19 protein-coding genes are annotated in these 22,140 nt (G+C 40.1%); 7 read left to right on the forward strand and 12 right to left on the reverse strand.

What is annotated here, in order from left to right; translation table 11 throughout:
- Positions 1 to 62: 62 nt before the first annotated feature.
- The 3 genes from speB to recQ form a co-directional block, all read right to left on the reverse strand.
- Entirely contained in the window at positions 63 to 1,049 is a 987-nt protein-coding gene (speB, locus tag ACXAE4_RS16565) for an agmatinase (protein WP_098999309.1), read from the reverse strand.
- Positions 1,050 to 1,264: 215 nt separating this feature from the next.
- Positions 1,265 to 2,641: a sigma-54 interaction domain-containing protein gene (locus ACXAE4_RS16570; RefSeq protein WP_028413421.1), complete on the reverse strand. Its 1,377-nt coding sequence runs from the start codon at positions 2,639 to 2,641 to the stop codon at positions 1,265 to 1,267.
- A 114-nt stretch (positions 2,642 to 2,755) separates the two neighbouring features.
- Positions 2,756 to 4,891, reverse strand: a complete 2,136-nt coding sequence (recQ, locus tag ACXAE4_RS16575) for a DNA helicase RecQ (RefSeq protein WP_028413422.1) — start codon at positions 4,889 to 4,891, stop codon at positions 2,756 to 2,758.
- A gap of 270 nt (positions 4,892 to 5,161) precedes the next feature.
- Between recQ and ACXAE4_RS16580 the strand changes: the two genes are divergently transcribed.
- The 5 genes from ACXAE4_RS16580 (at position 5,162) to ACXAE4_RS16600 (ending at position 7,799) form a co-directional block, all read left to right on the forward strand.
- Positions 5,162 to 5,581, forward strand: coding sequence for a hypothetical protein (locus ACXAE4_RS16580; protein WP_028413423.1), 420 nt, complete (start codon positions 5,162 to 5,164; stop codon positions 5,579 to 5,581).
- Between the two features lie 336 nt (positions 5,582 to 5,917).
- Positions 5,918 to 6,244 (forward strand): YflT domain-containing protein, encoded by a 327-nt coding sequence (locus tag ACXAE4_RS16585; protein ID WP_013056955.1) that lies wholly within the window; start codon positions 5,918 to 5,920, stop codon positions 6,242 to 6,244.
- Positions 6,245 to 6,355: 111 nt separating this feature from the next.
- Positions 6,356 to 6,622 (forward strand): hypothetical protein, encoded by a 267-nt coding sequence (locus ACXAE4_RS16590; RefSeq protein ID WP_230683508.1) that lies wholly within the window; start codon positions 6,356 to 6,358, stop codon positions 6,620 to 6,622.
- 264 nt (positions 6,623 to 6,886) lie between these two features.
- Positions 6,887 to 7,441, forward strand: coding sequence for a DUF3231 family protein (locus tag ACXAE4_RS16595; protein WP_033578924.1), 555 nt, complete (start codon positions 6,887 to 6,889; stop codon positions 7,439 to 7,441).
- Positions 7,442 to 7,505: 64 nt separating this feature from the next.
- Entirely contained in the window at positions 7,506 to 7,799 is a 294-nt protein-coding gene (locus tag ACXAE4_RS16600; protein ID WP_028413425.1) for a hypothetical protein, read from the forward strand.
- A 26-nt stretch (positions 7,800 to 7,825) separates the two neighbouring features.
- Here the strand turns inward: ACXAE4_RS16600 and ACXAE4_RS16605 are convergent, their stop codons facing one another.
- Both ACXAE4_RS16605 and ACXAE4_RS16610 read right to left on the reverse strand, forming a co-directional pair.
- Positions 7,826 to 10,003, reverse strand: coding sequence for an FUSC family protein (locus ACXAE4_RS16605; protein WP_154988847.1), 2,178 nt, complete (start codon positions 10,001 to 10,003; stop codon positions 7,826 to 7,828).
- A gap of 187 nt (positions 10,004 to 10,190) precedes the next feature.
- Positions 10,191 to 11,006 (reverse strand): hypothetical protein, encoded by an 816-nt coding sequence (locus ACXAE4_RS16610; protein ID WP_028413427.1) that lies wholly within the window; start codon positions 11,004 to 11,006, stop codon positions 10,191 to 10,193.
- Positions 11,007 to 11,184: 178 nt separating this feature from the next.
- Here ACXAE4_RS16610 and ACXAE4_RS16615 point away from each other — a divergent pair, with 178 nt between their 5' ends.
- On the forward strand, positions 11,185 to 12,123 hold the full coding sequence (locus ACXAE4_RS16615; RefSeq protein ID WP_154988849.1) for a VanW family protein: 939 nt from the start codon (positions 11,185 to 11,187) through the stop codon (positions 12,121 to 12,123).
- Positions 12,124 to 12,162: 39 nt separating this feature from the next.
- Here ACXAE4_RS16615 and ACXAE4_RS16620 read toward each other — a convergent pair whose 3' ends face one another.
- From ACXAE4_RS16620 to ACXAE4_RS16650, 7 genes are all read right to left on the reverse strand, one after another.
- Positions 12,163 to 13,728: a BCCT family transporter gene (locus tag ACXAE4_RS16620; protein WP_034327768.1), complete on the reverse strand. Its 1,566-nt coding sequence runs from the start codon at positions 13,726 to 13,728 to the stop codon at positions 12,163 to 12,165.
- Positions 13,729 to 13,794: 66 nt separating this feature from the next.
- Entirely contained in the window at positions 13,795 to 14,982 is a 1,188-nt protein-coding gene (locus tag ACXAE4_RS16625) for an iron-containing alcohol dehydrogenase (RefSeq protein ID WP_475236421.1), read from the reverse strand.
- A gap of 29 nt (positions 14,983 to 15,011) precedes the next feature.
- Entirely contained in the window at positions 15,012 to 16,181 is a 1,170-nt protein-coding gene (locus ACXAE4_RS16630; RefSeq protein WP_223546581.1) for a Zn-dependent alcohol dehydrogenase, read from the reverse strand.
- A gap of 21 nt (positions 16,182 to 16,202) precedes the next feature.
- The gene (locus ACXAE4_RS16635; RefSeq protein ID WP_289578909.1) at positions 16,203 to 17,729 is read right to left on the reverse strand and encodes an aldehyde dehydrogenase family protein; all 1,527 of its coding nucleotides are present in this window, start codon (positions 17,727 to 17,729) and stop codon (positions 16,203 to 16,205) included.
- Positions 17,713 to 19,041, reverse strand: coding sequence for a lyase family protein (locus tag ACXAE4_RS16640; RefSeq protein WP_289578908.1), 1,329 nt, complete (start codon positions 19,039 to 19,041; stop codon positions 17,713 to 17,715). The genes ACXAE4_RS16635 and ACXAE4_RS16640 overlap by 17 nt, the downstream gene beginning before the upstream one ends.
- Positions 19,042 to 19,064: 23 nt before the next feature.
- Complete coding sequence (gene aldA / locus ACXAE4_RS16645; protein WP_289578907.1) at positions 19,065 to 20,498, reverse strand: aldehyde dehydrogenase; 1,434 nt, start codon at positions 20,496 to 20,498, stop codon at positions 19,065 to 19,067.
- A gap of 23 nt (positions 20,499 to 20,521) precedes the next feature.
- Positions 20,522 to 21,667: a mandelate racemase/muconate lactonizing enzyme family protein gene (locus tag ACXAE4_RS16650; RefSeq protein ID WP_033578916.1), complete on the reverse strand. Its 1,146-nt coding sequence runs from the start codon at positions 21,665 to 21,667 to the stop codon at positions 20,522 to 20,524.
- A gap of 201 nt (positions 21,668 to 21,868) precedes the next feature.
- Between ACXAE4_RS16650 and ACXAE4_RS16655 the strand changes: the two genes are divergently transcribed.
- Positions 21,869 to 22,120, forward strand: coding sequence for a hypothetical protein (locus ACXAE4_RS16655; protein WP_028413435.1), 252 nt, complete (start codon positions 21,869 to 21,871; stop codon positions 22,118 to 22,120).
- The last annotated feature ends 20 nt before the right edge of the window (positions 22,121 to 22,140 follow it).

Raw genomic sequence — 22,140 nt, forward strand, 5'->3', positions numbered from 1 at the left:
GAACTCTTATATAAAAATGGGAAGATAATAGTACCTTCCCACTTTTACCGTCTTGCTTATATTCAGTCGCGTGCTTTTACTAACAGCGTTTCTTCTTCTTCTTTTGCTTTTTTTCTTAACGCAATAAGGGTGATAAATTCATAGACAATATTAGCGGCCGCCGCTGCTGTAATTTGGCCATGATCATAAGCTGGCAGTACTTCTACTAAATCAAAACCGACAAAATCAATATTTGTTAAGCCTCGAACGAATTGAAGCGCATCGTCAATACTTGCACCTGAGACTTCAGGCGTTCCTGTTCCCGGCGCGTAAACTGGATCTAAAAAATCAATGTCAAACGATAAAAATACGGGTCCTTCCCCTACACGCTCATGAATAATGTCTAGCATTCTTTCAACGCCCATTTTTTTATATTCATTTGTCGTATACAAAGCTAAACCTAGATTTTTTGCGTCTTCTAAATCTTCAATGCCGTACAGACCGCCTCGCATACCAATTTGAATCGAACGCGATACGTCGATTAACCCTTCTTCAATTGCTCGTCTGAATACCGTACCGTGATTGTATTTTTGTTCAAAATAACTATCCCACGTATCCGAATGAGCATCAAACTGTATAAGCGCTACCGGTCCGTGTTTTTTTGCAATCGCACGAAGTTCACCAAGGGTCATCGAATGATCACCGCCTAGTGAAATAGGAATAATTCCTTCATTCACAACCGGCGTTAACCCTTCTTCAATTTTTTTATACGTTTCTAAAATATATCCGGGAACAACTGACAAATCACCGTAGTCCACGCCTGAAATGTAGTCAAAAATATTAATCTTTTGTTCTGGGTTATACGGACGAAGCAAAATGGAGAAATCTCGAATAGCTTCCGGCCCAAAACGTGCTCCTGTTCGAAAAGATTGACCTGAATCAAATGGAATACCTGTGACAATAAAATCCATCTCTGAATTTACTTGTTCTACATACGGAAGTCTCATAAATGTACGTGGTCCGCAAAAACGCGGAGATTCAAATGAATTTTTCGGCTGATATTTTGGCATGATTTATTCCTCCTAGTGGGTTTCATTCATCAGCGCCGCATCATTTTTAAATACTGACGCTTTTTATTTAGATACTTTTTATTAATGCAAAATGCATGCCAATTTTTATTATCTTATTCCGCGCAATTATGGACGATTTTTAATTCATAATAGAATCAAAACAAAAAAACTGATTCAGTATTGAATCAGCTAATTCATTTTGAATTAAAATCTCATTATTTTATATTGTACTTTCGTAAACGTCTTACGACCGTAGGCTGGCTGATTCCTAATATATTTGCCATTTCATACGTTGTTTGACACTGACGATAAGCGCGAATCAGCCAGTTTTTCTCCACTTCTGCAAGTGCTTGCTGAAGCGTCATTCCCTGAGAGGTTAACGTGTCAAGAGACTCCCATTCTTCTTTTTCACTGCTGCTATTTTCTGAATAAAACGGGAGGTCTTGAGACGAGATGCTGTTTTCATCCGTTGTTAACACAAGGCGTTCAATTGTATTTTCAAGTTCGCGCACATTTCCAGGCCACTGATGTTCAAGAAGCAGATTTAATGCTTCTGCGTGAAAAAATTTCTTCATGCTATATTTTTCATTTTGCTTATGTAACACGTGATAAAGCAGTGCCGCAATGTCTTCTTTTCGCTCTCGAAGCGGAGGAATGGTAATCGGAATAACGTGTAAACGATAAAATAAATCTTCGCGAAACGTTCCTTTTTTGACCATTTCTTCAAGCCGCTGATTTGTGGCTACAATCAGCCTAAAGTTTGCGTGTTTGGCTCGTTCACTTCCAATTTTGGTGACTGTTTTTTCTTGCAGCACTTTTAACAGCTTTACTTGCATATCAAGGGGAAGCTCTCCTATTTCATCTAAAAAAAGCGTACCGTTATGAGCTAATTCAAACTTTCCTATTTTCCCTTTTGTACTGGCACCTGTAAAAGAGCCTGCTTCGTATCCAAACATTTCAGATTCGAACAAACTAGCTGGAATGGCTCCGCAGTTAATTTCAATAAACGGCTCTTCTTTTCGTTCACTTCCACAGTGTAAAGCACGAGCAAAAGCCGTTTTACCAACACCCGATTCACCTAGCAGCACAACCGTTGCATCGCTGTCTGCCACGCGATTAATAATCGACCATACCTTTTTCATCGATTCACTTCGTATGACCATATCATTCGACTGCTGTTCCCGGAGTTCTTCCATTTCGAGCTGATATGTTTTCATTTTCACTTCGAGCTGCTGATAATCTTCTTTTAAGCGCTGAAGCTCTGTTAAATCATGCGAAAAGCTGATGACTCTTTTCATACACTGATGTTCATCATACACGGGAATACCGGTTGCCATTACAACTTTACCCGTTTCTGTTTGTTGCATCAGCTGTACTTCTTTCTTTTTCTTTAACACTTCAATCGTAACGGAAGGTGAAAAGATCCCGCGTTTTTGCAGTTCGTAGACGGTTTGACCGACCAACTCTGACACATCGTATCCATATATATCACGGCAGTTTTGACTTGCTCGTAAAACAAGTCCTTTTTCATCAGTGATCACGATATTGTCGTGAGAAGCATGCAAAATCGCTTCAAGCTCTCGTTCAATCATTCCCCTTCACTCCTCCTTTTTATGTAATCTGATTTTTCTAACATTTATATCTATTATTTTATCAGTAAACTCGCTTATTCAACACAAAAAGCTCCTTTAATAGGAGCTTTTTGTTTACGATAGCTGCTTCATTTTTTGTTTAAACAGTGCTACTTTTATCATAAAATAAGTGATGTTTTCAGGTAATTCTTCTTTGATTGGCTTTAACTTTTCATCGCCTACTGACGAAGCAGCTTGTAAAATTTGCTGTTCGTCTTCATCCGAAAGAAAAGGCGTCCAGTCGATTTCTTTTTCTTCTTCCGCGCATTTAAACAAATGGTTTTCAATGGTAATGCGGCTCAACTCACGTTCTTCAGCAATTTCGTCTAAAGATTTTCCTTGCTGAAATAGCTCATACGTCATTAAGTGAGAGCCTTCTTTTGATGAAGCTCTTGCTTTTTTTGGAGCAGGCGCTGAAACTTCTCGCTTTCGGTCTGGATGTTCTTCACAAAACTGTTTGATTTCAGTCGTGAATCGTTCTCCGTATCGCTCTTGTTTTTGTTCTCCAACTCCTTTTACAGTGGCGAACTGTTCAAGAGTTACCGGAAGTTTTGTACACATATCATGAAGAGTGTCGTCTGAGAAAATAACAAAAGGAGGCACGCCCGCTTCATCTGCTAGCTGCTTTCGAACGGAGCGCAAATGAGCAAACAGTTCGTCATCTTGGACAATTTGCTTCACTTCCATTTGTTCTTTCCTCATCACTTTTTCCGTACCAAGAAGCACCCCTTTTCCTTTGGACGCTACGGATAAAGTAGGAAATGACCCTTGTCCTACTAAAATAAACTGCTCTGAAATCAAATACTCGATAAAATCGCTCACTTCTTTAGCCGACCGGTCGCTCATGACGCCGTACGTTTTCAGTTTATCAAAACCAAAATCAACTACTTTTTTATTTCGAGAACCCGTTAACACTTGAGCAATCATCATTTTACCGAAACGTTCGCCCATACGAATCATACAAGATAACACTTTTTGCGTATCGACCGTTACGTCTATTTCCACGCGATCATCCGTACAGTTGCTACAGCGGCCGCACTCATGTGCTTCACTTTCTCCAAAATAATGAAGAATATACGCTTGCAAACAGCCTTCTGTATGACAGTAGTTCACCATATTTTGCAGCTTTTCAAGATCTTGAATCTGCTTTTTAGGATTCGACGTTGACTGTTCAATCAAAAAGCGCTGCACGCGAATATCTTGAGGTGAATAAAGTACGATACACTCACTTGGAAGTCCGTCACGACCAGCACGTCCTGCCTCTTGATAATAGCTTTCCATATTTTTTGGAAGCTGATAGTGAAGAACAAAGCGAATATTCGATTTATCGATTCCCATTCCGAAGGCAGACGTGGCTATCATTACCTGAACATCATCTTGAAGAAAGCGGTTCTGCTCTTCATCACGGCTGCTTGCGTTCATACCAGCATGGTATTTTGATACGTTAACTCCTGATTTTTGCAATCTAGCGTGAAGCTCTTCAACATCTTTACGCGTAGCGGCATAAATGATGCCTGCTTCTTGGTCATTTTTACGGATATACTGATCGATATAACTGATTCGATCCTGACCTTTCACAACAGCGAACGATAAATTTTCACGTTCAAACCCAGTCATCACCGTGTACTCTTCGTTAATATGAAGAGCTCTGCAAATATCTTCACGCACTTGAGGCGTCGCAGTAGCCGTCAACCCCATCACAATCGGCGCATTAGACAGCTTGCTGATGAGTTCATTGATACGCAAATAACTTGGTCTGAAATCATGCCCCCACTGTGAAATACAGTGCGCTTCATCTACCGCTACAAGCGGGATAGGAAGCATTTGAAGCTGTTCTAAAAACTGCGGAGACTCCAGTCGTTCCGGCGCTACATAAAGTAACTTATATTCACCAAGCGCTACTTCTTCTAAGCGCTGCTGTACCTCCGTGTGAGTCAGCGAGCTGTTAATATACGTGGCCGGAATACCAGCTGCATTCAGCGTGTCCACTTGGTCTTTCATCAAGGAAATCAACGGAGAAATCACCAGTGTTGTACCTTCTAATAATAATGAAGGAATTTGATAACAAAGTGATTTCCCTCCTCCTGTTGGCATAATACAAGCGGTATTGTGCCCTTCTAAAACATAACGAATCGACTCTTCCTGTCCTTTTCGAAACGAATCATAACCAAAATAGGACTGTAAATGTGTTAAAGCTTGTTCAAACTGCAAAATAGCGTCCTCCTTTAAAATAAGTAGAAATAGTAGTTGAGGGATTCATTAGAAGGAATTGAGACGTAGGATTTTATTTTATCAAATCTTAGAGGAAGTTGCACAGAATTCGTTGATTTAAGGATATAGCAAAAATGATAAGCGAAAAGCCATCAACTTATAACTCTCTTTCCTATCACAAACAATCTTTTTATGTATGTCAGGACTCCTTTCCTAAAAATCTTTCCCCATTCCATTCTTTTTTCCTGTATACTTAAGAATAGGAAAGAGGTGCTTATCACGAGACATCCTGTAGAAACGATTTATTATTTAGAAAATCCACAGCGTAATATCTCAACATATGCTTCCACAACTCAGTTAACGGTTGAGTCTGTTGTGAAAGATGTGTTTGGTGTTGCTTGCGTAGCAGATATTCAAATTATGCTTCAATATAATAAAGAATTCCGCAAAAGTATTAGTCAATTACACAATGCGATGGACGATGATCTTACGTTAGAAATGGTTTTTCGAGTTGCTTCAAAAGAAGATTTGCTTCGATTTAAAAAACGTTTACTTGAAAGTAGTTTAGATGACGCAGAAACGTCAATAGACTGTCCATTCAGCGCAACCATTCAATTACAAGATGGTCGATATACATGGAACGAGTCTACTTCTGTTTATGAAAAACAAAAAGAACGTCTTTCATCTTAAATTTCTCTATTTTTATGTATGCAAAAAGCCTGGATCTTAGCTGTTTAAGATCTAGGCTTTTTGCAGTTTGTACTGTACCTTAAAAGGTCAAAAAAAAGATGCAGGAAAAAGGCTGGCTAAAGCCTTCTTCTGCTTATTGTCCGCCAGATTCTCCTCAAAGATAACCGCGCTGTTTCCTCTTCTCCTATGTTAGACTTTTTAACTCAATTTTATGAAATAGGTTTTATCTCTTCCAATAACGTGTATACACAAAGCAAGAGGATAAGTTACTTAAACTTCTCTTCATTACTAAACATATTCTAGAAAGTTGTCTATCATACAAGGAGGTTTTTTGAAATGGTAAATGTAAAAGTAGTTGAAAATGGCGTACAGGCAAAAGATACAATCGAACAATTTTTGCGTGAAGGATTTACAAAAGACGAAGTTTATTTACTTGCACACCATCAAGATCGCTCCGAGGATTTAACAGCTGCAACAAATACAAACAATATCGGCCTTTCTGAACAAGGTGTTTTTGATGCGATTGCGAATGTATTTCGTTCTCGAGGAGACGAGCTTCGTGCCAAAATGCGTTCATTAGGCCTATCACAGCCGGAAGCTGAACGCTATGAAGAAGAATTAGATCACGGCAAAGTAATCGTGGTTGCATCAAAAGTTGCTTAATCTAAAAGCCCTACAGCAGGGCTTTTTTATTTTTGTCTTCTGCCCTTTTTCCCCTTTCATTAAAGAAGTCATCCCTACATATTATTATGAAGATAAGAGTTACTGTGAGGAGTGATATATTTGATTATAGGAATTGAGTACACAAAGCGTGTGAAAAATGGATTAGTCGTTAAAAATATTCCTTACAAGATACACGATAAACCTTGTGATGAAGGCTGCTGTAAAAATGATAAAACGATAGGCGTCAGAGACAAATTAAGGGTTAATTGGCTGTTAAACGTTTTTATGCCCAGTAAAAATATAACGGTATTTGATTATAAATATTGGTCAGAAGAGCTAACTTCTTTATGGAGAGAGTATCGGAGAAAAACTGTATAATACTCAAGATAAAAAGTCTCCTTGATGAGCAAGGAGATTTTTTTCTATTGACTTTATCTTCTAGCACCAACCTATTTATTAAGCATTTCAACAATTTTTATACCTTTAGATGTTTGTACCATCACTATTATAAATTGCTGAATGGGATGCTTTTTCTTCCACTCATCATAATCAATTTTATATGTAACATTTCTTAGCTGTGTTTATCCTTTTCTGCTGAAGGTAATAATGAAGATGCATAAACTATATAAAGGGTGAAAAGTTATGATTAACGTCATTGAGACACTACTTGATTATATAAAGAACTCTTCTACAGATGATCCGCCCCCTCGCCCACATATCGGTGAGACTATGGGATGCTGGCTGTATTTTACTGCTTTAGCGGAAGAAATACCTGCCTTAGAAACTTGTCTTAATACAACAACCAACAGTGAACTGCTTAAGCTTGCTCAAGACTCAAAAAACCTGGCTGAATCTCAGATTGATACACTAAAAAAATTAATGATTAAAGAAGGAATTCCCCTTCCTGAAATACCGGCTACCAAACCGAAATCCGACCCTAACAGTATTCCATTAGGAGCAAAAGCCACGGATTCTGAAATCGCTAACTTAATATCTATAAAAATTGCCTCTAATATCGTCATGTGCAGCACGAATATGGGACAATCTATTAGAACCGATATTGGATTAATGTGGCTTAAATTCCACACTGAAAAGGTCATATTAGGATCAAAAATAAAAATTCTAATGCAGCAAAAAGGATGGCTCAAAATTCCGCCTTATTATTATCCACCTGGAGCCCCTCATAACTCTAATTGAAGTGTTCTTAGGTAAAACAGCATAGATAATCTTACATCCAACACATTTAACGAGGTGCTTGAACATGGATTTCCCTACAATTCATACAAATTTTTGGGACGCAGTCATTGGTGTTCCTGTCGTATTAATCGTGACGCAGCTGATCAAATGGCTTTTTCATCCTAAAAAGCAATTTGTTCCGACTATCGCTTTAGCTGTCGGCGTGCTTTTTTCAGTATTGATCAGTCACCCTCATCATATTATTGCCGGATTGTTTATGGGATATTTTTATGGATACGCCGCAATTGGAAGCTATGCAGGTCTTAAAACAACGTGGAGAACGATTAGAAAAGATACGTCTCCTTATTCATCAGACTAAAAACCAGCGAAGTATTCGCTGGTTTTTTATTCTTCATTGCTTATTTCTTCTGCTCCTAGCTCTTTGGCTAAGTGAACAACCGATTGATTGATTTTCCATACGTAATAAATGTTATGCAGCAGCTGCAGATGCTGTAAGTTTCTTGATTGAACGGACGTATCAAAATAATCTAAAGATTGTTCAATCTTTTGTCTTACATCTTCAAGCGTGTATACATACGTTCCTCTTTCTCCTCGTAATGCTTTTTCAAGCTGAGTGAAGTTGCTTGCCACTTTCTCTTCCACTTCCTTTACTACGTCATGAAATTCTGCTTCCTTATAAAAAGCTTCGTTTCTAGTAGAAGATGCCACCAAATGCTTAGCGTAATAATTAATAGCGGTAAAAACAGTTAAAAATTGCTGAAGACGTGAACGGCCAACGAAACCTTTGATAATAGGATCTGAATCGACATGAAGCTGTTTTAGCTTTTTTTCTAATTCCATTCCTTTATCAGCTAAATTGGCAAATGCGTACTGATTCGTAAAACGATGTAAATAAGTATGAACAAATTCTTTTAAAGCCGCTACGTATTCTACTGAAGTGTCGGTTATTTTATCTCTTGTTCTTTTAGGAAACACAAGAGCAGATACGGCTAAGCCAATTCCAACTCCTACGACCGTATCTAACACGCGGGCCAGCAATAAACTCTCTGAAATTCCGCCAAGAAGCATGTCATACATAAAGGCCAGCATCATCGTAATCCAAAAACTCATAAACGAATACGTAATGGGAAAGAAATAAAAAGCCATAAACACACAGATAAAAAGCAGCGTTACTTCAAGTATTCCAGGGGAAACGTAGCTTGCAACAACAAAGCCGACAGCTGCTCCTAAAAGCGTGCCTACGCTTCGCTGCACGGCTTTTACAAACGTACTTCCTATCGTTTCTGTACCGAGAAGCACTAAATAGCCTGCTAAGAGCGCCCAATATTGATGCGATGGAGATAAAAACGAGCCAAATATTAATGTCGCAACAGCAGTGATGACCGCTTGAATAGACTTTTTCGTAGACGGTTTTAATCCTTTTTCTTCATCATTATCCTCTTCGTCTTCTTGTTCTTCCGCTTCTTTTTGAGGCTGTTTTTCTTGTTTCACAATTGCTTGCTGCAGCTCATACGCTTCATCAATGACATGATTTGATATCGTTTCGATACGGCGTATTAAGTAAAGCCAGTCTTTATACCTTTCGTCTTGAGGTTCGAGTTCGCTTAATTTTTGGCGCAGCTCTTGCAAATGCTGAGCTGCATCCGTTAAAGAATGAGTAGGATTTTCATTTAATACCTCTGCTTCGCGAATCGATTCCACTAGCTTTAACAGCACCTGCTGAATATCAAAATGATTAAATGCCTTTAATTCACTGAGTTTTCGGATCGCCGGAGAATATGTCTGCAGCAGCATCACTGTATCAAATACATAAAGGCGCATTTGCTCAGCTGTTACGCCAGGCCATATGTCGTGAGGATCTGTATTTCCAAGCTCTTCTGATGCTACACGGGCATACTCCGCTAGTTTTTTAATATTGCGGTTATACTGTTTGATTTGAGCTGGTTCAATTTGTTTCTTTTGAATTAACTCAATAATTAAATCAAGCACCAAATTTACTTGAATATGAAAGGATTTCATTGAAGACCTTAGCACGTTGGAAGGCCGGTCTTTAAAAATAACAAAATTATAGATAAATGCACAGCAGGCTCCTACTATAACGCCAGCTAACAGCCACGGCAGCTGAGAAAATGTAACGTGTAAAATAGAAGCAAAATAAAACGACATAAATGCTACCATCGACAGAGAGAAGTAGCGAATACCAAATTTCTGTAAATAAAAAGACAAAAACACCAATAGAACGAGAAAAACATTTTCTGCTTGTCCATATCGTGATAAAAACGAGCCAATTCCAAGAGAAACGGCGCTAGAAAGTGCTACTAAGACGGTTGTCACTTTTTTTGCTTTTGTTGTTTCATCATTTACAACCAATATACCCATCAGGCCGATTACGCCGGATAAAATAGCAGCGGTAATTTGAGAGCTTCCCGCTGCTTTTAATACAATCAGCATAATAACGACCGCTGTAATGACACTGATTGTAGCTTTAGAAGCTGTTTTGAGCCTTTTTCGTCCAGGATCTGCAGCGACTAAGCGACTAAACCAATATGAAAAAATAAACACCCTCTCCTTTCGTGCTGTAAAGTTCTTTGTAGAAAGAGTAATATTATTACTTATACCCTTTTTAATTCTTTTCTATCGTATGTAAGTATGTTTTTCACTATAACATTGCAAACGGCTAAAGAGCTAAACAAATGATTAAAAACACATCTGTTTTCTGTCAGATGTGTTTTTAAAAAATAATGGTTCATTACAGTGTAAGAGAAGAAATTTCCCACCCGTTTGTTAACGGATTTCTTTTTAAAGTAAAAACCATCGTTGTCTTGTGAGCCCCTTTATTTTCGTAATAAATAAGGCAATCTACGGAGATTTTCTCTTTTGTTTTATACTTTTTTGCATGAAATAAGTCCGTTTTATAATAAATGGTGGAGATACTATGCAGCTTTGCCCATAGCTTATGCTCTTGCTTTACGCGCAAAACCGGCTGCATTAAGGCATCGTCATCTTGCTTTAATCCGGTTAAAAACATATTGACGACTTCTGCCGGCTCAGCTTTTAATGCATATTCATCAAGCTTTCCTCCTGCTTTTAATACCATTAACTGATGACCTGGATCTACATTTTGGGACTTGTGAGTCGTACTTCCTGCAAAATGAATGCAAAAATGACCGGGGAACCCATTGTCAAGCGCACCGGCTCCATGAGGCATTCCATTCATGGAAGCTGCAAGCATTTTGCCTTTAAATGGAATAAGAACAGCTCTTCGATTCCAGCTCCATTTTCCATTATATAAGTGCTTCATTACTTTCGTATCTTGACGTGTAAGCGGCTGAACATCTGCGTGGTGTGAGCCTGCTCTTCGCTGCACATAAAAGTAAAAACCGGTTTCTACATCGATTACTTTAAATTTTTTTCCCTTTGGCAGTAAGGTTTCTACACGTTTCCACTTTAATACTTTTCCTGTGTCGCTTACCGGAAAGTACGTAAGGTTTTCTTCTGCTTTCATCTTTTGGGGATGCACAAAAAAACTAATAAGCATAAAGACTAAAATCATTAATTTTATCATTGTCTACCCTCATTACCTTGTAGTTTCTCTATGTAATATGCGAAAGTACACATACAATTATAAATAGAAATTTTTACACGCTCGTCTCATGGAAAATAATACAAAAAAGAGCTTGTGAATCCTATACATTAAACGGTTCATTTTATTCATACTAACAGGTGAAAGCGAGGTATATGATATGAATTTCACTTGGATGGTTGGACTTTTAATGCTTATTCAACCTCTTTCTACACAAGACCACCTATCTATTACTCATGACGGTAAACCAATTGAACGGATTGAACGGGACAAAGTGGCAGTACCTCTTCTTCCTGTACCCATGGTGGATCATGATCGATACAATCTTCTTCTAAAAGAATTGGATAAAAAAACATATAGAGAGCCCATAAATGCCCGCATTGATAAAAGCGGACAAATTGTTCCTGAGCAAGCGGGTGTCAAACTATATCATAAAGATTTTGCGGAGAAATTTTATACTTATTTTTTTAACGGCGGTACGTCAATCTTAGAAATCCCGACGCTTCCTGTTCCGCCTCGCGTGGATAAGGAGCTGCTTGCAACGATTCGTATTAAGCAAATCGGTCATTATCATACGGTATTTAACCCCCATAATAAAAATCGTTCTCACAATATTTCTCTTGCAGCTGAATCACTAGACAGCAGCGTCATATTTCCTGGGGAAGTTTTCTCTTTTAATCAAACCGTTGGAAAAAGAACGGCAGCAAAAGGGTATATGCGTGCCCCAATCATTGTAAAAGGAGAGTATTCTGAAGGAGTTGGAGGAGGAATTTGCCAAGTTTCTTCTACTTTATTTAACGCCGTCGATAACGCTGGCGTCACGATTACGCAGCGCTACTCACACAGCCGCAGTGTTTCCTACGTACCTCCTGGGCGAGACGCTACCGTCAGCTGGTATGGACCTGACTTTCATTTTAAAAATACGTATAGTGATCCTTTGTTGATTCGAGCACAGGTGCAAGGCGGAGTCGTAAGCGTAGCCGTTTATTCTACCGATGCGATTGAATATAAGCCTCGCCGCGTGCCTTGGTCTTCTAATGAACCCTTGCCAAAAGAGAAAAAACCTAAATCACATGTTCATAGTGACATTGCTGATTAAAACATAAAAAAGCAAGGAGTAAGTTCTCCTTGCTTTTATTTATACAGCTTTTGTTTCATCCGCTTCTTTAATCGCAGCATTTTTATCTACCTTTGTAGTTCGATCGTATTTGGCTGGATTTTGAGCAATTTTGACTAACGCAATAAGAACACCTATACCTAAAAACAGTGCAGGAACTCCTCCTAGATTGGCTAACATTTTAATTCCGTCTAGCTTTGCAAAACTAATCATCACCCATCCTACCAAACTTACGGTCACACCCCATACTACTTTAATCATAATGCCCGGAGACGGACTTTGAGGAGAAATCCCCGATGAACTGATTCCGCCCATCGCTTCCATGTTAGAATCCGCGGCTGTAACGAAGGAAATGAACACGATAAACAAGTAGAACGGAATAACAAATTTCGCAAATGGTAAAGCAGCAAATACTGCATACAAAACGGCTTCAGGCCCGTTTTGTGCCATAATATCTGCGAGTTCCCCTCCTGTCATTTGCATATGAATCGATGTTCCGCCAAATATCGTCATCCATACGCCTCCAAAAAAGGCTGGTAAAATAAAGTTAACAAGAATCATCGTTTTCACTTTATATCCATATGCAATTCTTCCTAAAAATAATGCGGTGATAGCGGCCCATGAAAACCAGCTTGCCCAATAAAAAGTAGTCCATGACTGCGGCCACGTATCACCTGCTGCCGCTCCTGTAAATAAACTTTTTTCAAAAAAATGAGTAAAATAATTACCCGCCGATTCCGTTCCTAAATTTAAAATATAAGAGCTTGGTCCTACAATAAAGATAAAGATGGCAATTCCATAGAATGCTTTCATATTAATATCTGATAAAATTCTAATTCCTTTCATTAAGCCGCTTGATGCGGATAAAATAAAGGTAATGGTAACGGCAGCCGTTATAATCGCCCACAGTAAAGGGTTGCTGGCAATACCGCTCAAATGATTAACGCCTCCTGCTAAATTTAAAACACTCGTTCCAAGAGAAGAGGCCATTCCAAGAGCAAGAGTGTACAAACATACTGCATCAATTACTTTTCCTGTTTTCCCGTTAATTTTATCCCCTAAAATCGGAGCTAGCGTAGACCCTAGACTGAACGGTTTTTTCATATTGTAATAAGCAAATGCAAATACAATTGCAGGTACGCAATAAATTGCATATGGCGAAATGGTCCAGTGAAGATACATAGAAGACATAGAGAAAATGGCTGCTTCTGGAGAATTCGGTTTAATTCCTAACGATTCAGGAGGTGCAGATACATGGTAAATCGGTTCCACAATCCCCCAAAACGTAACGCCTGCAGCTATTGTTGTACATAAGGTAATCGCAAACCAGTTGCCAAATTTAAGAATGGGTTTTGCATCAGGTCCTCCTATTTTAACATTGCCAAGCGGTGAAAAATAAACACCAATGCATGCAATTACCATCAGCAGCCCGCTAATGCTAAACAGCCAGCCTAGATTGGAAATAACCCAATTATTTGCATTAGTTGTAACTGTAGTAAATGTTTCACGGTTTGTAAAACTTAGTAATGCAGCTCCAATTAACAATAAAAATGGAGGCCAAAATACAGCATGTCTGATCTTTTTCATTACGCTTCCTCCTGCCTAATTAATGAGATGGTACATACCGCTTCTTGGAAACGGTATGTGCTTCTATCAAACTTTCGACGCTCCTACGCTCATAATTGCATGTGCAAACTGCTGCAAATCATCTTCACTGGCAAAACGTGCATTATTTACTCTCATCGGTTCATTTTCAACTGAAAGCATCACGTCCACAAAGTCAGAGATGTTCACAGCCGGTTCATGCCCCTCTCCAATCGCAAGGTTTAATCCACTTACAGCCACTAGACGCTTAAATTCTTCTGCCCCTGCATAAGCAAGCTCTTCCTTCGTTGAAAATGTTTCTTTTACTCCCAAAGCTCTTGCTACGTCTGCATACAGTTCCACTGCACCTTCAGTATTCCAGTCGTACACAGCGTGCAAGGCAATTGAAACCGCACGGCCGTGATGGATTTTCCCGACTGTTCCCAAGGCGTGTCCTATGCAGTGTGCAAGCCCCGTTCCTCCTTGTTCGATTGCCATTCCTGCAAGCGTTGCCGCTATCGCGAGGTTTCCTCTTGCCTCTAAGTTTTCAGGTTGTTGCAGAGCTGTTTCTAAATTTTGACTCACTAATGAAATCGCTTGAAGGCTCAGCGCTTGAATAAAAGGGTTCGTACGCTTGCCTGTGCATGCTTCAATTGCATGTACAAGCGCATCTAACGTAGTGGCAGCTGTCAAGAAATCCGGCAGTTTTGTAGTAAATCGCGGTTCTAGTATCGCTAGTTCCGGTGCCATATCTTGATCCCACGCCCACACCTTGACTTGATTATGTGTAGAGAAGACAACCGTGCTCGTGACTTCTGCTCCTGTACCGGAAGTAGTGGGAAGCATAATCGTTTTCACTTTCTTTTTCGCAAAAGGGTTCGCCATGAGAGCATAATGCATCGTTTCATACTGATCACCTGCAACTAGCGCAGCCATTTTAGCCACGTCCATAGCTGAACCGCCTCCAAGACCAATGACGCACTTTATCTGTTGTTCACGAATAAGCTGTGCAGCAGCATCTATTGAAGCGGCCGTAGGATCACTTTTCACATCATGAAAAACGAACGTTTCTACACCATTATTTTGAAGCGCTCTCAATACAATGTCTGCTAAACCAACTTTTATTACCCCTGGATCCGTCACTAACACGGCTCTTTTTTCCCCGCTCACTGCTTCAACATCTTTTCCAATTTGCAAAGCTCGGTCTACTCCATACGCTATGCTTGTTTTTGTTGTAAATTCAAATACTGAATTCATTGTTTTTCCCCTTTCTTAGCTCATTTACATTATGAAACGATGTCAAATTCATCTCCGTTTTCTAACGAATCTTGAGATGCAATTGATGGAAATTCGATTACTGACCGGCCTACGTTTACACAATTACAATCGTGAAATGATTGAAAAGCTTCGTTAATATCGTCAAGCTGCATGCGCCCAAGAATCAGTTCGTCTAACATAAATTTTCCGTCTAAATAAAGCTGAGCAATTTTAGGGAAATCACGAAACGGCTGCGTGTCTCCGTAAAAGCTTCCTTTCAATATTTTGCCGACACGATGAAACCCTCCGCCTGGTAAACTGATAGACATGGATGGGTTAAAGGCTCCTACTACAACTACCGTGCCTCCTTTTCTCGTTCCATTCCAAGCAGATTCAGTAGCTTTTGTATGACCCGAGCAGTCAATCGCGAAATGGACGCCGTGGCCTCCTGTTAAAGCTTTTAAAGCTTCACTTGCTTCTTCTGAAGCTACATTTATCGTATGAGTAGCTCCGAATGTTTTAGCAAGTTCCAAATTAGCTGGTTTTACATCGCATGCAATAATTTTGCTCGCTCCTGCAATCCGAGCCCCTTGAATGGCGTTAATGCCTACTCCTCCGATGCCAAAGACGGCTACGGTAGAACCCGGCGTAACTTTGGCTGCGTTTACAGCTGCTCCGTACCCCGTCGCTACACCGCATCCAATTAAAGAGGCTTGAGCCATCGGCATCTCATCAGGAAGCTTAATACAAGACATTTCCGGCACCACCGCATATTCAGCAAAAGTGGAAAGCAGCGAGTTGTGAAAAACCAGCTCTCCATCTTTGCTTAATCGAGAGGTACCGTCTAACAGCGTTCCGTTAAACATCGGACCAAAAGCTGAATCACACAGATGTACGGCCCCCGTCACACAAAACTCACACGTGCCGCAGTAAGGAACCCAGCTAAGCGCTACTTTATCTCCTACTTTTACCGTTTTTACATTCAAACCGACTGCCGTTACAATACCTGCACCTTCGTGTCCTAAAATAGTAGGCGTTGGTGTAGAAGGATCTTCCAAAGCATTTAAATCACTATGACACACGCCCGTTGCTTCTATTTTCACAAGTACTTCATTGGCTTTTGGTGCTGCTAAATCCACCGCTAAAATTTCAAGAGGCGCATTAACGCCCGTCATGACCGCTGCTTTCATCTTCATCATACTTTCCTCCAGCTTTTTAATTTAATAAGCCATCCATATTGCTTTTACTTTTGTGTAAGATTGAAGAGAATGAATCGCATATTCTTTCCCCCATCCGCTTTGTTTCCATCCTCCAAACGGGCTAGCAAAATCATAGCAGCCGTATTTATTGATAAAAACCATGCCTGCTTCTAGCTTTTTTGCTACACGATTGGCTCTTGATACATCTTTTGTCCAGAGTCCAGCTGCTAAACCATAAATCGTATCATTCGCAATTTGCACCGCTTCATCTTCTGTATCAAATGGAATCACACACAGGACAGGGCCAAAAATTTCTTCTTGTGCAATAGTCATCTTATTATCAACATCTGCAAAAATAGTAGGACGGATAAAATACCCGTGCTTATTATCTCCGCTCATATCGCGCTCGCCGCCCGCTGCTAGCGTAGCTCCTTCACGTATGCCACTCTCGATATAGTGCAAGATTGACTGCATATGAGATTCAGAGACTTGAGCTCCTTGATTTGAATCAGGATCAAAAGGGTTGCCGCACTTGTAGCTATTTGCATAATCTGCTAGCTTATCAACTACTTGCTTATAAATGTCACGCTGTACTAACAAGCGCGTAGGCGCTGAGCATTTTTCTCCTTTATGTGTAAACAAGCCGTAAAAAGAACGTTCAATCGCTTCATTCAAATCCGGTGCATCGCTAAAGATAATATTAGGTGATTTCCCTCCAAGCTCAAGCGTGACAGGCTTTAAATTAGAGTCAGCAGAATCGTGAACCAATTGTTTGCCTACTCCTGTGCTTCCAGTAAAAGATACTTTATCAACTCCCATATGACGGCTGATATGAGAACCAATCGATCCTTTTCCTAGAATTAAATTTAAAACACCTGGCGGTAAGATGTTTGCTTCATCGATGATTTCTACCAAGCGAATCGCAGAAAAAGATGTGGTGCTAGACGGCTTTAAAATAACGGTGTTCCCCATTGCTAGAGTCGGCGCTAGTTTCCATGCGGCCATATCGATTGGAAAGTTAAATGGTACAATTTGACCGCATACACCGATCGGATCGCGGGTTGTATAACTCACAAAATCTCCTTCCACCGGATTATTTTCACCGTAATATTTATCCGTCCAGCCAGCGTAATACTCAAATAAATCGGACGCTTCTTGCACATCATCATGGTATGATTCTGTATAAAGCTTGCCGTTATCAAGAGACTCTAATGTGGCGAGCTCTGCCTGATGTTTTTTAATTAAGCTGCTTATTTCTCTTAAAATTCGCGCGCGTTCTTTTCTTGTAACGCTTGGCCAAGGACCGTGGTCAAACGCGTGTCTAGCTGAGGCTACTGCTTCATCGATATCTTGTTTTGCTGCACTTTGAATTTGACCATTAATTTCTCCGTTTGCAGGGTTAATAGAATCTATTAATTCGCCGCTTGAACTCTCTTGCCACTTGCCGTTGATGTATAGTTTTTTAGGCTCTTTCAGCCACTCTTTTGCCCATACCAATGCAGGTTGTTCCATTCCTTTAAATAAGGTTTTTTCATTTAGTTTTGTCATATTCACGTTCCCTCCATTTTTTGAGTCCTTCATGTCCTGTCTTTTTTAAACGATCTGCAACGCGGCTGTAGCCATGCTTTTCTTTCATTTCTACAATCAATGGAATAAACGATTGAGAAAGCTGCTGACAGCGCTCTGAATTAGCTGATAAATCTTGCACACAAAAAGTCGCAAAATTCCTTACAGCTTTTGTTAAAAACTGAATGCTGTCTAAAATATTAATTCCAGCAGCTCCTTCAAATACATTTAAATTCAATTCTCCATGTTCAAGGGCAGCTTGAACGGTTCTGTCACACCCTAACACTTGAAAACAGCATTGAATCAACGTTTCTGGTACAACCGGGTTGACTTTGCCCGGAAAAAATGAGGAACCTGCTTGAACAGACGGCAATTGAATTTCTCCAAAGCCAGCTTCTGGTCCGGAAGACAGCAGTCTTAAATCTTTAGCAAATTTTATAAAAGATGTAGCCAGCTGTTTTAATTCGTTCGAAACATTAGCTAAATCATCAATATTTTGTGCTGCATCAAATAAATTAGCGCGGTGGTAAAGCCCCATACCAGATAGACGAGACAGCTGCTGAACGACTTTACTTCGGTATATTTCTGATGCTCCCGTCCCAGAGCCAATAACCGTACCTCCAAGATTAACAGCGTGCAGTTCTTCTGCAGCTCTTTTTAAATAGTGCGTACGCCGTGAAAAAACCGCTTCATATCCGCTGAATATATTACTAAGCGAAATACTCATCGCATCTTGCAAGCAAGTCCTTGCGATTGTCATCACAGGCTGGAACTCTTCAATCTTTTTTTGAAGAATAGAATGGAGATGCTCCATTTCTTTTTCTAAAAAATGATAGCTTTTAATAATCGCAATTCGAATAGCGGTATGACACACATCAGAAGTTGATTGAGATGCATTTACATGTTCAATCGGATGAACGGGAAGATGATGTGGCCACTGCTGGTTTATCCAGCCTGCTATTACTTCGTTCACATTCATATTCGTCCCAATACCGCCTCCGCCGTGCAGCACATCAATCAAAAAATGATGTTGATAAGCAGTGCTTTGCAATTGGTCACATGCATTTGATATGGATTCTCCAATGTCTTTTGGAATTACGCTAGCTTCTACATTTGTTAAGGCAGCTGCTTTTTTTACGGTTAACAGTGCATACACGTAGTCCGGATATTCATGCAATCTTTTATTAGAAAATGATAAATTTTCAATTGTCCGGGCCGTCTGAATGCCATACAAAACCTCTGCTGGGAGCTCAACTTTTCCTACACTATCTTCTTCCACACGCGTTTTCTCCACCTGTGTTCACCTGCTTTTTAAAATTAAAATTTCATATAAACTGTTTTTACCTGTAAAAACTCTTCAAATCCATGCTTGCCATCGTCTCCGCCGATTCCCGACTGCTTCCAGCCGGAGTGATAGCCTTGATACGCCTCGCCCTGCTGGCGGTTCACGTATACTTCACCGCATTCTAGCTGCGTAGTCAGCTCCATTACGTAGCGATAGCTGGATGTATATACATTAGCGGTTAAGCCGTATTCAGAATCGTTCGCTAGATCAATTGCTTCCTCAAGAGATTCAAACGAGATAATTGGAAGAACGGGTCCAAACACTTCTTTTTGCACGATGTTCATTTGTTGCGTGCACTGATCTAATAGCGTTGGCGGATAAAAGCTGTCACCTAATTCCTCTAGCAAATAGCCTCCGCATAATATAGCGGCTCCTTCTTCTGCGGCCTCAAGTACCATTTGATGAACGCGATTTGCTTCAGATTTGTTAATCAGACAGCTCATTTCTGCATCTGGATTAGCCAAACCATCTTTCACTTCTACATTTTGAAACGCTTTCAATAGTTTAGTAGTAAACGCTTCTTTTACACTTTTATGAACGTATACACGCTCAGTATTATTGCAGACTTGACCGGAGTTAGCTAACCTGCCTCCCTTAATTGCTTCAACCGCTAAATCAATATCGGCATCTTCCATTACAATAGCAGGAGCTTTTCCGCCTAATTCAAGCGATGTCCGGATCATATGACGAGAGCATTTTTCCATAATGCCTTTGCCTACTTTAGTACTTCCGGTAAATGTCACCATGTTCACATCAGGAGATGAAGTTAACGTTTCTCCTACAATGTCATCCATACCTGTTACGATATTAATAACACCTTTTGGAAAGCCGGATTGATGAATGCACTCCGCTAATGCTAAAGCAGATAAAGAAGATTTTACGCTTGGCTTGACTACAACCGTATTACCTGCGACAAGCGCCGGCACGATTTTTCTCATCAAAACATAAATTGGAAAATTCCAAGGTACAATCACCGCGACTACGCCAAGAGGCTCTTTATAAGAAATAATCTTTTCTTTTACGTTATCGCTGTCTACTACGTGACCTTCAATGCGTCTTGCCCACTGAGTTTGGTATTCGCCAAGCTCCGCTCCGTAAAACACCTCTGATTTCGCTGTATTTAAAGGTTTTCCCATTTCCTGTGTAATAGCTGTTCCAATGCGTTCAATATGTTCTTCTGTTTTCATGTTTGTTAAAAATTTTTTAATTTGTTCAGACCGGTCATATGAAGGACGAAGCTTCCACTCTTTAAAAGCTTGTTTAGCGCAATAAACAGCGTGCTCTGTTTCTTCTATACTGCAGGAAGAGACTTGGGCTACGACTTCACCCGTTCCTGGGTACGTAACATTCATTTGATTGCTGCTTTGAACAAATTCTCCGTTTATATAAGCACTATATTTCTTCATTTTGTGTTCACCCTTTATATCAGTTAAATAGAAACTGTATTTTTTTCACCCACGTAGAAATGATTAATTTCGTACTGCTTTAAAGCTTCTTCATCCAAATCGATACCTAAACCCGGCTGTTCTGGAGCTACTAAGTAACCATCTTTGTCGATCATAAGTGGTTTTTGCTGAATATAATCTCTCCGTTCGTTAGACCATGCAGGAGGATCATAAGGAAATTCTAAATACGGACAGTGGCTGACCGCCGCTGCTAGATGTAAATTTGCCAGTAAACCAATGCCGTTTGTCCATGTATGCGGGCTGAACCAAGCGCCGCTTCCTTGAACAAGATCCGCAACTTTTTTCGTTTGCGTAATTCCTCCTGACAATGCTACATCCGGCTGATAAACGTCTAATGCATTTACTTTGTTCAACTCTCTAAAGTCATGCATATGACGGTTCATCTCTCCCCCTGCGATTCGAATACCTACTGAGTCCCGAAGTTTTGCCATCAGTTCAAACTGATGAGAAGGCAGTGGTTCTTCAAGCCAAAAAACTTTCAGCTCTTCAAGTTCTTTCGCTACTTGATAGGCCATTTTTAAATCCCACGTCCGTTCAACGTCCCAAGGCATTTTCCATCCTTGATTTGCGTCAACCATAATTTCTAGCTTGTCGCCAACTGCTTTTCTGACCGCTTCCACTACTTGAATATCGTCTTTTACATCTTTGTGATGAAAACGAATTTTCATTGCTTTGAACCCTTGCTCTACAAATCGAACCGCACGTTCCGCACGTTCTTCAGGAGTCACGATTTCTCCCGTTGAAGCATAAGCGAGAAGCTTGTTAGATCGGGCTCCAAGCAGTTTATAGACGGGCTGTTTTGTTGCTTTTCCCATCAAATCCCATAGAGCTAAATCAAGCGGCCAGCATCTTCCATAGTGAAAATCTATATTTTGTATCACTTGTGCATGTCGTTCAATGGCAAAAGGATCTTGACCGATAAACAAATGTTCATGTCCCTCAAGCCCCATCATTAAATCTCCTGATCCCACTCCCGTTATTCCTTCATCCGTATGTACATAGACAACGGTAGAAGCAAACTTCTTGCGGGGCTCGGGGTCCCAAGCTGCTTTAAAAGGCGGATTTAAAGGCAGTAAATAATGTTTGATCTCTATTCCCGTAATTTTCATTGAATACTAATCTCCTTACATTTCAGCATTTTTACTTTCACTTATATCTATTGCAAGATGCGTGCCAAGTTTAAATGATTGATGTAATCAATACTTAATAGAAAACAAAAAATAAATTGTAGAAAATTCACACAATTAACTGTAGAAATTTTCTACACTCTACAATAAAAAAGAGGTTGAGACATAACGAAATAAATCCAATTGAAAGACGAACAAATGAGATACATGAGCTGGACTGCTTATGACACCGCAATTGATTTCCGTGCAAGACTTCGCTTTCCGCGGGCGGCCGCTGAGCCTCCTCGTCGCTTTCGCTCCTGCGGGGTCTCACCTGTTCCGCTTTTCCCGCAGGAGTCTTCGCCTTGCCCTCCAAATCAACTGCTAGAAGCAACGAAACAAATAAAACTATATGCACCATCACAAAAAAAACGAACCACTCATCAAACAGGTTGATGAATGGTTCGTTTTTTACT

Source organism: Priestia sp. ABM2_011, from assembly GCF_056158845.1.